We start from the raw sequence: 15,293 nt of genomic DNA on the forward strand, positions 1-15,293 counted from the left end.
ACATTGATGCAAGACCGCATCTGCCGGATCATCGAAATCTTCTTGCACCGCACGGTCACAAGCGGCGGTCCACCGCTCAGCTCCTCAGGTCCTCCGAGAGCAGCCTTTGCAGCGGCTCATAGGCAGTTCGGCTGAGGGCCAATAGCCGACCTCGCGCAGGGGAAGCTTCCGTTAGGATCACATTAACCCACACCTCCTAGTTTTCATGACCGGTACAACAACCGAAGTGAGAACTGATGTCGTCACTGCTCATTCCTTTCGGAGTTCTGATGGTGGTGGGGCTGAGCTTTCTTATCGATCGGTCGTCTATGACGAAGAGCATGAAGGCCCTCACACGCATCGGAGTACTCGTTGTTGCTATCGGGGTGTCTTTCTATTTGCTTCGCCCTACCGGCTAGGCGCGAGAGCGTACGTCCTCTGAGGAAGAGGGATGTCTGTTTCAGATGAGGTCCGGGTTTGGCGGTTACGAACGCGAGGTTTCGCGGTTGCTGGCGCCCTATGTCTTGCTTTGATTTGCCTGTGAAGATTTTTGGTTCAACCGAGTTCACGGACTACTTGATTGGTGCGCTTGTTTTGTTGTTCGTCATTCTTTGGCTGTCCGGGCTATATTGCACCCACCGGTACTGGAAAGATTTTAGAGAAGATGAAATGCGGCGCGGCGGATCAGCGGAAACCGCGCGTGAAAAATGGCATAAACTGCACCCGCCCCCGGACTAGGTGCTGGTGAGCCAACCATGGGGCCGCTATGGGGTCATAAGGCGACATCGGCCTACGATGCGCGCGACGTCGGCCTCATCTCCAAGAGCGGACAGCGAAGATCCATTGGGACGTGGAGAAATGTGAACCGGCCACAACCGAAGGGTCACCCATTTCCTTTCGGCGGCAGAAGTTCAGCCGCTTCGCGTAGCCACTTTCGCACCGTGTCCACGTCCAGAACGATGCCGCATTTAGCCAAGTCGTCGGCTATCTCCTGCGGTACGGCGCTGCGGCTCAGTTTCGGATCATATTTGTAGCTGTCCACCGCGACCCCAATCACGATTTTAAGCAAGCTCTCTCGCTCTTTCGCACCGAGAGGCTTTTCCGCTGTCCGGTCTGCCTGTCCTGTTTCGAGCTCGCGGATGCGGTCTTGCAGCGACGCTGTGAACCTATCCTTTGCCTCATCGGTCGCACGCCAGACCTTTTCCTTCTCTTCGTGCACGGCCTTCAACTCGTCATACAGAGACCTCCAGTCGGCAATTCGGTCGCGCTTCCCAATCGCCTCAATTAGCGCCGCTGGCACTTCAATGTCATTGCGCTTTGCCCAAGCAAGAAAAATTGTCGGCAGCACGGGATCGTAAAGCTGCTTCCATGGGACCGCTCGCACGGTAAGTTCGCGGCGGCGGCCGTACTGCACCGCGAATGAAGATATTTGCAAATACTTTGAAATTGTCGGCCAATTCACCACCTCCGGCGCTTTGCCAAACGAAAGCGCGACGGCTTCATCCAACGTCCAATGCGCCAATTTCGACCAGTGACCAAAGTCCGCCGTCGCTTGGGGTTGATTATAGAATCGCTCTTGTTCCTCGCGTTCAGCTTTCGCCACTGCCTGCTGAAACTCGCGTTGTCTTTCGGCATTGTAGCATTCCACTAGTTCCTGGTGTGAGAGCGCCGCCAGTTCTGCGCGGTACGCGGCCAAAGCCTCCCGCATTTGCGGGCTCACTTCAGGCCCGCAAAGGCGCGGCCGGCTCCCGACGTTGAGCGACGGTGGAAACTCCATTGCGCGGGCAAACGGAAATTTCCGGAGCACTAAGTACTCCACGCGGTCCTTCAGGCTTGGATTGGGCGAGTTGTTCACGCCGTAAAGCTACTGCGAAACGCCTGAGTCGAAACGACGCGGGCAGCGCTTTCAGCAGCTTTTTTGAATAGAGAAGTGGGGAACACGGTGGGTAAGCTACAATTTAAACGCTGCAAACTTACGTAAGATCAACACCTTATAGGATCTTCATGGCGGAGAGAGTGGGATTCGAACCCACGGTACGGTTTCCCGCACACACGCTTTCCAAGCGTGCGCCTTAAGCCACTCGGCCATCTCTCCGGAGGCCCTCTCTTGAAGGGGCAGCACTGATTTTGCAAGGGACGCCGGGCAGAGCCGTCAAAATTTCCCCAATTCATTGAATTTATTCGGAAATTTGGCACGTTCGGTGTCGGATGATCAGTGCTTTCCGGGCCCTTGAACCGGAATCCGGCCATGATCGACGACCACAGTGGCAACGCAATCGGTGGGGGGACGGTATGATCATCGCGCGGGCGCTTCTGTTCGCTATCCTTTTATCGGCGTTTGCGGGTGCTGCGGCGGGCCCGGCGATGGCGCAGGCCTGCACGCGTCAGGGCTTGGATGTAAGTTGCGATGACGGCCGGCGCGGCATCTTCGCGGGCGACGCCATCGTGTGGGCCGACGGCTCGCGATCGAGGCTGGCCTCGCCGCATCCGAGCGTCATCATCGGCAACAAATCGTCCGTCGTCATCGGCCCCGGCGTGTTCGCCGGTTCAGGCAAGGGCGGCATGGTGCCGATGGAAAATCCGAGCGCGCCGAACAAGGCGCGCTGCCCGGTGCTGGATGGCGTGTCGTATTGCCATTGAGGTGCAGCACGGGCTAACGGCGCAGCCTGTCATGCAACCCTCAGGGAGGGGATAGCTCTGGTGAATTGCTAGACGACTCTAATGATATCGCGCGTTGTTGTTGCTGGCGGAACGAAGCGGCCATAGCGGATGCTCCGCCAGGACAGGCGCCAGTTCGCTGCGGTCGAGCTGGCTTTCGCGCAGCGCGTCGGTGAAATCGGCGAACCATTGCTGGATGGTATGGCCGCGCAGCTTCGCCATCATCGCCTCCCAGCGCATCCGCCGTTCGGTTAGCGGCATCGACAGCGCGATCGCAATGGTGCGCGCCATGCCGTCGATGTCATGCGGATTGACCAACAGCGCAGTGTCGAGTTCGTTGGCGGCGCCGGCGAATTTCGACAGCACGAGCACGCCGGGGTCGACCGGGTTTTGCGCGGCGACATATTCCTTGGCGACGAGATTCATGCCGTCCTGCAGCGGCGTGACCACGCCGACCTGCGCGGTGCGATAGAGGCCGGCGAGCACGGCCTGGCCGTAGCCCTTGTTGAGATAACGGATCGGCGTCCAGTCGACTTCGCCGTGAACACCGTTGACGTCGCTGACCAACCTTGCGACCTCGCTCTGCAGATTGCCGTAGGCCTCGATCGCACCGCGCGACGGCGTTGCGATCTGCAGCAACGATACCGTGCGCGCCAGCGACGGGTGCAAGGTCCACATCCGGTCGAACGCCTTGATGCGGTTGATCAGGCCCTTGGAATAATCCAGCCGGTCGACCCCGATCGCGAGCTTCTCGCCATTCAGGCTGCGCCGCAGCCGCGAGACATCGGGATGGGTCGACGCCTTCGTTGCCAACTGCGCGAATAGCTGGGGATCGATGCCGATCGGAAATACCGCAGCGCGCGTTCGGCCGTAGCGCGAAATGATGACGCCGTCATGCACGACGAGGCCGAGGTCGGCCTGCGCGTAAGCCAGGAAGTTCTCGCAGTCTTCCTCGGTCTGGAAGCCGATCAAATCATAGGCCAGCATCGCCTCGACCAGCTCGCGATGGTGCGGCACGCCGCCGATCACCGAACGGGCCGGCCACGGCGTATGGAGAAAGAAGCCGATCGGCTCCGTGACGCGGAGATCGCGCAGCTCGGCGCCGAGCGCGAGGAAATGGTAGTCCTGAATCCAGAACGCCGAATCCGCTTTTCGGAATCGCAACAGCGCGCGCGCCATGAAGGCGTTCACCTCGCGATAGCTGAGATAGTCCTCATGCGACGCGCGGATCAGATCGGCGCGCGAATGCAGCGCCGGCCATAATGCGGAATTCGCAAAACCTTCGTAATAGCCGCCGTAATGCGCGGCCGGCAGGTCCAGCATTGCCAGTGCGCCGGCGCCGAGCGCCTCGATCTCGGCAAACGGTTCCTTCTGGTTCCCGTCGCGGACGCGACCACTGGAACCGACCCAGATAGCGCCCGACTTCTCGACGATCGGCAACAACGCCGCCGCGAGTCCCCCCGTCATGGGTTCGTTGGGTTTTCCGCGCGAAACGCGGTTAGAAACGACGACGAGGTTCACAGGTCCCCTCCCGTTGGTACGCTCGCGTTTAACTGCCGTTCATCAATATGGTTCCTGATCACCCTTTCAACGAATTGAAACCAAATTCGGGCTGCAGCGCGCAGGAACTCACCGGAACTCACGAAAAATAAAATTTGCCGCGAACCTCGGCGTCAAGCGCGAGAATCTGTGTTCGAAACTCGACGGGACGAAAAACATTATGGCAGAGATGCGTCCCTTTCGTCATCAAGCAGGTGTGTAAGGAATTCCCTGACGTCGCTGGGCGCATCGAAGTGGCCGGCCACGCCTTTGGCACGGCGGCCGACGGAGAAGGCGAGGCCATCGAGGTCGGGCATGATCGCAAAGACGCTCTCGTCGGTAACATCGTCGCCGATGAAGAACGGACGGCGCCCCTTGAACGGCTCGCGCGTCATCAATTCGTGCACGCCGCTCGCCTTGGTGAAGCCAGAGTGCTTGATCTCGCAGACGCATTTGCCGGGCAACACTTCGATCGGCGCATTGGGCAGATCGGCCCTGATCAGCGACACCGCGGCATAGATCGCCTTCTCGGCATGCGGCGCGAGGCGATAGTGCAGCGCTAGCGAATAGCCCTTGTCCTCCAGCAATATTCCCGGGCTCAATTTTGCGATTGCCGCCAGCCGGCGCTTCAACTCCTTGTCCATCGGCGGGGCGTGCGCGGCCACCGCCTCGCTGTCCGGCTCGATCCGCATTTCGGCGCCGTGGCCGCCGACGGCCGGGAATTGATCGGGCGCGAAGATCAGGTCGATATCGTTGAGCGAACGGCCGCTGACCAGCGCCAGCGCGCCGTTGGTCCTGACCAGCAGGCGGTTCAACGTCTTCGCCAGCCCGGGCGGCACCCACACTTCGCGCGGCGTCGGCATCAGATCGAGCAGCGTGCCGTCAATGTCGAGCAGAATGGCGGACTCGCTTAAGTGCGGCACCATCGAGCGTGGCACCGGAACTGTTTCCAGCGCGGCATCGTCTTCGCGGGCGATATCGTCTTCCAATGACATTTCGGCCAGATCCTGATTCATGTCGTCCATCTCATCCTACTCCACACATGCTAGCGGCCGTGCGACAGATTCGAGCGATTTGCGCTCAGCAGCAACGGCATACCGCCACGCGACAGCGGCGGCCACGATCATCAATGCCGACCCTAACAGGTAGCCGGCGAAAACGGTGTTGCGCGATCCGGTATCGATCAGGGCGCCGAATAGCGCCGGTCCTACCACGCCGCCAATGCCCGTTCCGATCGCATAGAACAGCGCAATCGCGAGCGCGCGCACCTCCAGCGGAAACGTCTCGCTGACGGTGAGATAGGCCGCGCTCGCCGCGGGCGAAGCAAAGAAGAAGATCACCATCCAGGCGATGGTCTGGGTCTGCGCGCTCAAGACATCGATCGAGAACAGATAGCCCGACAGCGCGAGCAGCAGACCGGAGACACCATAGGTGGTCGCGATCATCGCGCGGCGACCCAGCGTGTCGAACAGCCGGCCGAGCACCAGCGGCCCGAGGAAATTGCCCGCCGCAAAGGGCAGGATGTACCAGCCGACATCGTTTGACGGGATGCCGAAGAAGTCTGTGAGTACCAGCGCGAAAGTGAAGAAGATGGCGTTGTAGAAGAATGCCTGCGAGGCCATCAGCACCAATCCAACCAGCGAACGCTGCCGGTAGGTCGTGAACAGCGTATGCGCCACCTCACCAAGCGGCGTGTGGCTGCGCATCCTCAGCCTGATCTTCGGGAACACCTCATCGGCCTCATGATCCGGATGGCGCATCGATGACCTCTCGATGCCGTCAACAATCGCGTGCGCCTCCTCGGGACGGCCATGGATCATCAGCCAGCGCGGGCTTTCCGGAATCCACATCCGCATCACGAACACGATCAGGCCGAGTGCGGCGCCAATGAAGTAGGCCATCCGCCAGCCGAGATCCGGCGCGAGCACGTTGGGATCGAGCAGCACGATGGCGGCGACCGCGCCGATCGCAGCCCCAATCCAGAAACTGCCGTTGATCACGAGGTCGGTCCAGCCACGATAACGCGCCGGCACCAACTCCTGAATCGTCGAATTGATCGCGGTATATTCGCCGCCGATGCCCGCCCCGGTCAGGAAACGAAACAGCGCGTAACTCGCGATATTCCATGACAGCGCGGTGGCGGCGGTCGCGCTGAGATAGACCGCGAGCGTGATGAAGAACAGTTTTTTGCGCCCGATCCGGTCCGTCAGCCAGCCGAAGCCGAGAGCCCCGAGCACGGCACCGGCGAGATAGGCGCTGTTGGCGAGACCAACATCGAGATTCGAAAATTGCAGCGTCGGGCTCTCCTTCAGCGCGCCCGACAAGGCGCCTGCCAGCGTGACTTCCAGCCCGTCGAGAATCCAGGTGATGCCGAGTGCGGCCACGACGCGGGTATGAAAGCCGCCCCAACGCAGGCAATCGAGCCGCGTGGGTATGCTGGTCTCGATGACGCGAGCATTGTCCTGCTCCAGCGACGTAATGGACGCGCTTTCAGCCACTGCCGCCCCCCGCCATATCGCTTTCACACCCATCGGATTTGGCCAATGAAAAAACACCCCGGAACGCCCCAGCCCCAGGGTTTTCACGCTCAATTGCGGCAAACATGATGCCCGCCGTGAAGATAACGCCTCTCGGAGGGTGCGGTTCCGGAGACTTTCGCATGGCGAAATTGCATAGCTGTTGCCGTGCTCTGCGTATCGTGCGGGGTATCGGATACGCAGCGGCCCCTCCACGTCATTGCGAGCGCAGCGAAGCAATCCATCTTTCGGCGCATGAGGTGACAAGGGTTGCTTCGCGGAGCCTGTCATCGGGCGCGCATTCGCGCGACCCGTTGGCTCGCAATGACGTTGAAGTACCGCAGCTCACAACGACCGTCATACCATACCCCGCGAAGGCGGTATTCAGCACGCACGACTGAATACGCCTTCGCGTTCTCGCGACGCATCACGGGAACCGAATAATCGGGCGACCGTTTTCGGCAAAACAGCAATGGAGGTCGAACATGGCCGAACGGCGAAAAACCACACCACGGAAGGCCGCAGCCCGGAAGAGCAGCCGCACGACAACGGCGAAGAAATCATCAGCGAAACGGTGGTCGCAACGCGTGACACAGGAAAGCGACGCGCTCGATTTGAAGCGCGGCGTCTTCAAGCAGACCAGCGCTAAGAAGGTCGCGGCGTCGCTCAAGCGCTCCGCCGAGCACAGTACGCGCCGCAAGTCAGGCGCCTATCGCTCGGCGCTCTCGATGCTGACCTTCTACATCAACCGCGCCGGCAAGACCTTGCCGAAGGCACAGCGCGCGCGGCTGGAGCGCGCCAAGGTGGAGCTGAAGCACCAGTTCGGCAGGGAGTAACTCGTCGTCGTCCCTGCGAACGCAGGGACCCATACGCCGCGGCGGATGAGACGGGCCGCGGACAGTTATGCGCAAAACAAAATTCGGCGGTGGTTATGGGCCCCTGCGTTCGCAGGGGCGACAATCACGCCGCCCTGATATTCGCCATGAAGCGGTCGAGCTCTTCGCGAAGGCGCGTGCTTTCGCTGGATAGCGTGCGGGCCGAATTTAGCACTTCCTCGGACGCCGATCCGGTTTCGGTCGCGCCGCGGTTGACGTGCATGACGTTGGCGGCGGCCTCCTGCGTGCCTTCCGCGACGTTCTGGACGCTGCGCGCAATTTCCTGCGTTGCCGCGCTCTGCTGCTCGACGGCGCTGGCGATCGTCCCGGCGATGTCGGAGATCCTGCCAATGGTGCCGCCGATCTCCTTGATCGCGACGACCGATTCCTGCGTCGCGCCCTGCATGCCCGAGATGTGATTGGAAATCTCGTCGGTCGCCCTCGCCGTCTGGCTGGCGAGCGATTTGACCTCGGATGCAACCACTGCAAAGCCGCGGCCGGCATCGCCCGCGCGGGCAGCCTCGATGGTGGCGTTCAGTGCCAAAAGGTTGGTCTGCTCGGCAATCGCCGTGATCAGCTTGACCACGTCGCCGATCTCCTGCGCGGCTCGCGACAGCTTGCCGATCCGCCCGTCGGTCTGCTCGGCCTGACGCACGGCGGCTTCCGCAATCTGGCTGGATTCCTTGACGCGCCGCCCGATCTCGTCGACGGAAGTCGACAGTTCCTCGGTCGCGGATGCCACCGACTGCATGTTGGTGGAGGCTTCTTCCGAGGCGCTGGCGACCTGGCTCGAGAGGCTCTGGGTGGTTTCCGCCGTCCGCGTCAGTTTTCCGGCAGCGGATTCGAGTTGCACGGCCGAGGACGACACGTTGGAAACGATGGCGCCGACTGCGGCTTCGAATTCGTCGGCGAAGCGAATGAGTTCGGCGCGGCGCGCGGCACTCGCCGCCTTGTTCTGCGCTTCCTGGGTGGCGGCGTCGCGCTCGGCGCGGGCGATCGCCTGCACCTTGAACTCCTCGACCGCGCTTGCCATCTCGCCCAGTTCGTCCTTGCGGCCGAGGCCGGGCAGCACGACTTCGAAATTGCCGGCGGCGAGTTCGCGCATCGCGTTGCACATCGCAATCATCGGCCGGGAAATACCCTTGCCGAGGAAGAAGGCCCAGACACAGCCGAGCAGAAATCCGCCGGCGGCAAGGATCAGGATCAGCCGCTCGGTCTCGCCGATGGTCGCGTCCGACTCGGCTTCGAGCCGCTTCTGATCGGCCAAGAGGTCCGACTTCATGGCGCCCGAGCCCTTGTTGATAGCGGCGGCCGATTCCGTCATTTCCAACGTCAGCTCGTCGATCTCCTTGGAATTGTCGACCAGCTTGGCGAGCGACTTCTGGTACTCCTCCAGCATGGCGGAGATTTCCTTGATCCCCTCACGGATCTTTTCGTTGTTCGACGAAATCGCCTTGAGCGCATTCTCGACAAATTTCAGGCGCGCCATTGCGCTGGCAGCGACCGTCTTGTCCGAATTGACCACGAACGTATTGGCGAGCGCAGTGACCGCCTGAAACTGCTCGGTCACCTTCTTCGCGCCGAGCGTGATCACCGGCATTTCGTCATCGTCGGCATTGCTGGGGAGATCGTCCAGCTTGTAGCGCAGCGAGTTGCCGGTGCGGGTGAGCTGGTTCTGCGTGATGCGCGCACTCTCGTCCTTGACCTTGACGATGTCGGCGAAAATCTTGGTGAAGGCGCGGAACTCCCGCTCCAATTTCGCGATCTGCTCGAGTCGCGTCGGATTGGTCGTCCCCTTCATCGAGGCAATGATTGCGTCCTTCAGGCCGGCTTCGGCGGCCAGCGCCGCCTTGCCATCCTCTTCCTTTCCGGTCGCCACGAAATAGCGGGCGAGCGAGCGGTAGGAAATCAACTCGCGGTCGATGTCGCGCGACAGGTCGGCCTCCAGCACGCTGCGCCGGTAGGACTCCACGCCGGCCGAAACCCGCTCGAACCCGAGATAGGCAAATCCCATGCTGGCGGCCGAAATCGCCAGCACGACGGCAAAGCCGAGCATGATCTTGGCGCGGAACCGCAGGGTCGGGAGCTTGAAAGACGAGCCGCCACGCTTCAGAAATCGCACGTCACCCCCCGTTTTCGTTCTGAAAAACAGGCATCGGAGGCCCAGCCCCCCGATCCGGTGCGCAAAGTTAAGGCAGAATGGATAAGGGCGGGTAAATCTGGGCAAAACTTGCGAGGGGTATGGGGGCCGCCGTCGCCTACCCTCCCCTGGAGGGGTCCGAGACGAGCGAAGCTCGCTCGTGGGTCGGCTCGCATGGAGCGAAGCGGAATGCGAGACGGGGTGGGGTAATCTCTCCACACGGGCACTGTTGGATGTGGAAAGACCGTCACCCCACCCCGGCGCGCATCAGGCGATGCGTGCCGACCCACGAGCGAGCTTCGCTCGTCTCGGACCCCTCCAGGGGAGGGTAAGAAGAGATTCGCATCGCGAGTCTCCGCGCTCACGCCAACGAATGTCACCGCAATGACAGATGCCCGCAAAATCCTAGTTGCAAGTTACTTCGCCGCTGTTTCTAATTGGAATAATTATAAAACATCGGGAGGTACCACGCGTGTCTACAGTCAAGCTGACGGTAAACGGCAAGGCCGTCTCGGCCGAGGTCGAGGACCGGACCCTTCTCGTCCATCTCCTTCGCGACCATTTTAACCTGACCGGCACGCATGTCGGCTGCGACACCAGCCAGTGCGGCGCCTGCGTCGTCCATATCGACGGCCGGGCGGTGAAATCCTGTACCGTGCTGGCCGGCCAGGCCGCCGGCTCCAACGTGACCACCATCGAGGGCATCGCCAAGGGCAACGAACTGCACCCGATGCAGGCTGCTTTCCGTGACAATCACGGCCTTCAGTGCGGTTACTGCACCCCGGGCATGATCATGTCGGCAATCGATATTGTGCACCGCCATAGCGGCAATCTCGACGAGGCGACCGTCCGGCATGAGCTGGAAGGCAATATCTGCCGCTGCACCGGCTACCACAACATCGTCAAGGCGGTGCTCGACGCGGCTGGGCGCATGAAGGTCGCGCAGGCGGCAGAATAGCCGCCGCAGGCCAACATTTTTCGAATTCAATCCCGCGTTTCGCTGGAAATCGCGGAAACAACAATTCCGGTCGGGAGGACACAATGGGTGTTGAAGGCATTGGCGCAAGCGTCGTGCGCAAAGAAGACCGTCGTTTCATCACAGGCAAGGGCCGCTACGTCGACGATATCAAGCTGGTGGGCATGACCCACGCACACTTCATCCGCAGCCCGCATGCACATGCCAAGATCAAGAGTATCGATACGTCAGAGGCGATGAAGATGCCGGGCGTGGTCGGCGTGCTGACCGGCCAGCAGATCGTCGACGACAAGATCGGTAATCTGATCTGCGGCTGGGCCATTACCTCCAAGGACGGCACCGGTATGAAGATGGGCGCTTGGCCGGCGATGGCGCCGGAGACCGTGCGCTTCGTCGGCCAGGCGGTCGCGGTGGTGATCGCCGAGACCAAGAACCAGGCCCGCGACGCGGCTGAAGCCGTGGTCGTCAACTATGAGGAATTGCCCGCCGTTCCTGACATTCGCGCCGCGATCGCGCCGGGTGCGCCGCAACTGCATCCGGAAGCGCCAGGCAACGTGATCTACGACTGGACCATTGGCGATGAAGGCGCGACCGATGCGGCCTTCAAATCGGCAGCCAACGTCGTCTCGCTCGACATCACCAACAACCGCCTGGTGCCGAACGCGATGGAGCCGCGCGCGGCGATCGCGGAATATAACGAGCCCGAAGAGCATTTCACGCTCTACACGACCTCGCAGAATCCGCATGTCGCCCGGCTCGTGCTGTCGGCGTTCTACAACATCGCGCAGGAGCACAAGCTGCGGGTAGTGGCGCCCGACGTCGGCGGCGGTTTCGGCTCAAAAATCTTCATCTACCCCGAGGAGATGGTGGCGCTGTGGGCCTCCAAGAAGGTTGGTCGTCCGGTGAAGTGGACCGGCGACCGCACCGAGGCCTTCCTGACCGACGCCCATGGCCGCGATCACCTCACCAAGGCGGAGATGGCGTTCGACAAGGACAACAAGGTCACCGGCTTGCGCGTCAAGACCTACGCCAATCTCGGCGGCTACATGTCGCTGTTCTCCTCCTCGGTGCCGACCTACCTCTATGCGACGCTGCTGTCGGGCCAGTACAACATCCCTAACATCTTCGCCGAGGTGATCAGCGTCTACACCAACACTGTTCCGGTCGACGCCTATCGCGGCGCGGGCCGGCCCGAGGCAAGTTTTGTGGTGGAACGGCTGATGGAGACGGCCGCGCGGCAGTTGAAGGTCGATCCGGCGGAGTTGCGGAAGAAGAATTTCATCACGCAGTTTCCGCATCAGACGCCTGTGATCATGGCCTACGACATCGGCGACTTCCACGCCTCGCTCGATGCAGCGATGAAAGCGATCGACTACGCCGGTTTCCCGGCACGCAAGGCGCAGGCCAAATCCGAAGGCAAGCTGCGCGGCATCGGCATCTCCTGCTACATCGAGGCCTGCGGCATTGCGCCTTCAAAGGCGGTCGGCAGTCTCGGCGCCGGCGTGGGCCTGTGGGAATCGGCGGAAGTGCGCGTCAATCCGGTCGGCACCATCGAGATCCTGACGGGATCGCACAGCCACGGCCAAGGCCACGAGACGACGTTCTGCCAGCTCATTGCCGAGCGGCTCGGCGTGCCCATCAGCCAGGTCCAGATCGTCCATGGCGATACCGACAAGGTGCAGTTCGGCATGGGTACCTACGGCTCGCGCTCGGCGGCCGTCGGTCTCACCGCGATCCTGAAGGCGATGGAAAAGGTCGAGGCGAAAGCGAAGAAGATCGCAGCGCACCAGCTCGAGGCCTCCGAGAACGACATCGTTATCGAGAACGGCGAGTTCAAGGTCGCCGGCACCGACAAGTCGTTGGCGCTGCCGATGGTCGCGCTCGCGGCCTACACCGCGCATAACCTGCCTGATGGCATGGAGCCGGGCCTGAAGGAGGGCGCGTTCTACGACCCGACCAACTTCACCTTCCCGGCCGGCGCCTATATCTGCGAAATGGAAGTCGATGCCGGCACCGGAAAAAGCACCTTCGTCAACTTCGTGGCGGCGGATGATTTCGGCCGGCTGATCAATCCGATGATCGTCGAGGGCCAGGTCCATGGCGGGCTTGCCCAAGGCATCGGCCAGGCGCTGCTGGAGGGCGTGGTGTACGACTCATCCGGCCAGCTCGTGACCGCGTCGTTCATGGATTACACCATGCCGCGCGCGGATGACCTGCCCTCCTTCAAGCTGTCGCACACGACGACGCTATGTCCGGGCAATCCGCTCGGCGTCAAGGGCTGCGGCGAGGCGGGCGCGATCGGCGCGTCGGCCGCCGTCATCAACGCGATCACGGATGCGATCGGCAACAACAAACTCGAAATGCCGGCGACGCCCGATCGGGTGTGGCATGCCATTCACGGCAACGCGTAAAAGGGGAGCACAGCCATGTACCAAACAACCTATCACCGCCCCTCTTCAGTCGACGAAGCAGCAAGCCTGTTCACCAAGGGTTCCGACGCGAAATATTTGGCCGGCGGCCACACGCTCATTCCCGTGATGAAGCAACGGCTGGCCTCGCCGTCCGATGTGATCGATCTCGGCAAGATCAAGGAGCTGGTCGGCATCGAGCCAACCGGTGACGGCATAATGATTAAGGCGGCGACGACCCATCACGACGTGGCGTCGAGCGAAACGGTGCAGAAGGCAATCCCGGCGCTGGCCTACCTCGCCTCGCTGATCGGCGACCCGGCGGTGCGGCATCGCGGCACCATCGGCGGCTCGCTCGCCAACAACGATCCGGCGGCCGACTATCCGGCGGCGGTGCTGGCGTGCGGGGCCACCGTGAAGACCAACAAGCGTTCGATATCTGCGGATGATTTCTTCAAGGGCCTGTTCTCGACGGCGCTGGAAGATGGCGAAATCATCACTGCGGTATCGTTCCCGGTTCAGGACAAAGCGGGCTACGCGAAGTTCAACCATCCGGCGTCGCGCTTCGCTCTGACCGGCGTGTTCGTCGCAAAAACGCCGGCGGGTGACGTTCGCGTCGCAGCCACCGGCGCATCGCAAAACGGCGTCATGCGGGTGCCGGCGATCGAGGCGGCGCTGAAGGCCAACTGGTCGGCCGCCGCGCTCGATAACGTCAAGATTTCCGCCGACGGCCTGATGAACGACATTCACGGCACCTCGGACTATCGCGCCAACCTGGTTAAGGTGATGGCGCAGCGCGCGGTGACCGCGGCGGGCTGATCAGCGCCTGAACGCGCGACTCGATATTGAGCGGCGCGCAGCGATGCGCGCCGCTTTCGTGTTTTGGCTCGATTCTCGGCAAAAGAAGCTTGCCAGGGCCTCGCTTCGGCGGGACAATTTAGCTAATCAACTAATTAAGACGTTCCCTTCGACGTTCCCTTGGGAGAGAAAACAACGTGCTCGAGCAACCAGCCACCCAATCCGCCACCCGCTCCTCCGGCCCGCTCGCAGGCTTCCGCATCGTCGAATTCGCCGGCATCGGCCCGGGCCCGTTCGCCTGCATGATGCTGGCCGACATGGGCGCGGAAGTCGTCACGCTCGATCGCGTCGGCGCTAAGAAGAATTTGAAATCGGTGGCGGGGCGCGGCCGGAAAGTGGTCGAGCTCGATCTCAAGGACAAAGCCGCGGTCGCGCAGGTGCTGGATCTGCTTAGCCATGCCGACGCGCTGATCGAAGGCTTTCGCCCCGGCGTGATGGAGCGGCTGGGCCTCGGACCCGATGTGGTGATGGCCCGCAATCCGCGGCTGGTGTTCGGCCGGATGACCGGCTGGGGCCAGGAAGGGCCGCTAGCGCACGCGGCCGGCCACGACATCAACTACATCTCGGTCACCGGCGCGCTTGCGGCGATCGGCACCAAGGAGAAGCCGGTGCCGCCGCTCAACCTGGTCGGCGATTTCGGCGGCGGCGCGCTCTATCTCGTGGTCGGCGTGCTGGCGGCGCTATTGGAAGCGTCGAAGTCCGGCAAGGGCCAGGTGGTCGACGCTGCAATGTGCGACGGCGCGGCATCGCTGATGTCGATGTTCTTCGACATGACCGCGATCGGCCGCTGGGTCGAAGGCCGCGAGCAGAATTTTCTCGACGGCGGCGCGCATTTCTACGGCATCTATGAATGCGCCTGCGGCAATTTCGTTTCGATCGGCTCGATCGAACCGCAGTTCTACGCGCTGCTGCGCCAGCATGCCGGCCTGACCGACGCCGATTTCGACGCGCAGATGGACCGCAAGGCCTGGCCGGCGCTGAAGGAGAAGCTCGCAAAAGTGTTCAAGAGCAAGACGCGCGAAGACTGGTGCAAGATCATGGAAGGCACCGACATCTGCTTCGCGCCGATACTGACCATGGCGGAAGCGCCTGATCATCCGCACATGGCGGCGCGAAAGATTTTCGTCGAGCGTCATGGCGTGACGCAACCGGCGCCCGCGCCACGCTTCTCGCGCACGCCGTCGGCGATCCGGGATGCGGAGAAGGCGGAGATTGCCGAACTGACGAGCGCGTGGAAAGCGGGAAGGTAATCCTTCCCCGTCGTCCCTGCGAACGCAGGGACCCATAACCACAGGGTTCAATTGTGAGACGCAACTGACTCCCAAGCAAAATCGTGAAATCACG

The 15,293-nt window shown here is 61.9% G+C and carries 11 protein-coding genes and 1 tRNA gene; 6 read left to right on the top strand and 6 right to left on the bottom strand.

Features of this window, described 5'->3' with window-relative positions; genetic code table 11:
• Nucleotides 1-862 precede the first annotated feature (862 nt).
• Together KJQ96_RS30640 and KJQ96_RS30645 are read right to left on the bottom strand one after the other, a co-directional pair.
• Nucleotides 863-1,687, bottom strand: a complete 825-nt coding sequence (locus KJQ96_RS30640) for a hypothetical protein (protein WP_213290088.1) — start codon at nucleotides 1,685-1,687, stop codon at nucleotides 863-865.
• 297 nt (nucleotides 1,688-1,984) lie between these two features.
• Nucleotides 1,985-2,074, bottom strand: a tRNA-Ser gene (locus tag KJQ96_RS30645).
• A 197-nt stretch (nucleotides 2,075-2,271) separates the two neighbouring features.
• Here KJQ96_RS30645 and KJQ96_RS30650 point away from each other — a divergent pair.
• Nucleotides 2,272-2,619, top strand: coding sequence for a hypothetical protein (locus KJQ96_RS30650; RefSeq protein ID WP_213290090.1), 348 nt, complete (start codon nucleotides 2,272-2,274; stop codon nucleotides 2,617-2,619).
• Between the two features lie 78 nt (nucleotides 2,620-2,697).
• Here the strand turns inward: KJQ96_RS30650 and KJQ96_RS30655 are convergent, their stop codons facing one another.
• The 3 genes from KJQ96_RS30655 to KJQ96_RS30665 all read right to left on the bottom strand — a co-directional run bounded on the left by KJQ96_RS30655 (nucleotide 2,698) and on the right by KJQ96_RS30665 (nucleotide 6,707).
• On the bottom strand, nucleotides 2,698-4,158 hold the full coding sequence (locus tag KJQ96_RS30655; protein ID WP_213290092.1) for a trehalose-6-phosphate synthase: 1,461 nt from the start codon (nucleotides 4,156-4,158) through the stop codon (nucleotides 2,698-2,700).
• Nucleotides 4,159-4,355: 197 nt separating this feature from the next.
• On the bottom strand, nucleotides 4,356-5,192 hold the full coding sequence (gene otsB / locus KJQ96_RS30660; RefSeq protein ID WP_213290140.1) for a trehalose-phosphatase: 837 nt from the start codon (nucleotides 5,190-5,192) through the stop codon (nucleotides 4,356-4,358).
• 15 nt (nucleotides 5,193-5,207) lie between these two features.
• On the bottom strand, nucleotides 5,208-6,707 hold the full coding sequence (locus KJQ96_RS30665) for an MFS transporter (protein ID WP_213290094.1): 1,500 nt from the start codon (nucleotides 6,705-6,707) through the stop codon (nucleotides 5,208-5,210).
• A 470-nt stretch (nucleotides 6,708-7,177) separates the two neighbouring features.
• Between KJQ96_RS30665 and KJQ96_RS30670 the strand changes: the two genes are divergently transcribed.
• A complete protein-coding gene (locus KJQ96_RS30670; RefSeq protein ID WP_213290096.1) occupies nucleotides 7,178-7,528 on the top strand; it encodes a DUF3175 domain-containing protein in 351 nt (116 codons plus the stop codon).
• A 124-nt stretch (nucleotides 7,529-7,652) separates the two neighbouring features.
• Here KJQ96_RS30670 and KJQ96_RS30675 read toward each other — a convergent pair whose 3' ends face one another.
• Nucleotides 7,653-9,623: a methyl-accepting chemotaxis protein gene (locus KJQ96_RS30675; RefSeq protein ID WP_213290141.1), complete on the bottom strand. Its 1,971-nt coding sequence runs from the start codon at nucleotides 9,621-9,623 to the stop codon at nucleotides 7,653-7,655.
• A gap of 556 nt (nucleotides 9,624-10,179) precedes the next feature.
• On the opposite strand from KJQ96_RS30675, the gene KJQ96_RS30680 reads away from it, so the two are divergent.
• The 4 genes from KJQ96_RS30680 to KJQ96_RS30695 all read left to right on the top strand — a co-directional run bounded on the left by KJQ96_RS30680 (nucleotide 10,180) and on the right by KJQ96_RS30695 (nucleotide 15,199).
• Entirely contained in the window at nucleotides 10,180-10,665 is a 486-nt protein-coding gene (locus KJQ96_RS30680; RefSeq protein WP_213290097.1) for a (2Fe-2S)-binding protein, read from the top strand.
• An 83-nt stretch (nucleotides 10,666-10,748) separates the two neighbouring features.
• Nucleotides 10,749-13,094 carry a xanthine dehydrogenase family protein molybdopterin-binding subunit gene (locus KJQ96_RS30685; protein ID WP_213290098.1) on the top strand — a complete coding sequence of 782 codons (2,346 nt, stop codon included), beginning with the start codon at nucleotides 10,749-10,751 and terminating at the stop codon, nucleotides 13,092-13,094.
• Between the two features lie 15 nt (nucleotides 13,095-13,109).
• Entirely contained in the window at nucleotides 13,110-13,910 is an 801-nt protein-coding gene (locus KJQ96_RS30690) for a xanthine dehydrogenase family protein subunit M (RefSeq protein WP_213290099.1), read from the top strand.
• Nucleotides 13,911-14,086: 176 nt separating this feature from the next.
• Nucleotides 14,087-15,199: a CaiB/BaiF CoA-transferase family protein gene (locus tag KJQ96_RS30695; RefSeq protein WP_213290100.1), complete on the top strand. Its 1,113-nt coding sequence runs from the start codon at nucleotides 14,087-14,089 to the stop codon at nucleotides 15,197-15,199.
• Nucleotides 15,200-15,293: the final 94 nt, after the last annotated feature.

This window comes from Bradyrhizobium sp. sGM-13 (assembly GCF_018398875.1).
In the GTDB taxonomy this organism is placed as follows: domain Bacteria; phylum Pseudomonadota; class Alphaproteobacteria; order Rhizobiales; family Xanthobacteraceae; genus Bradyrhizobium.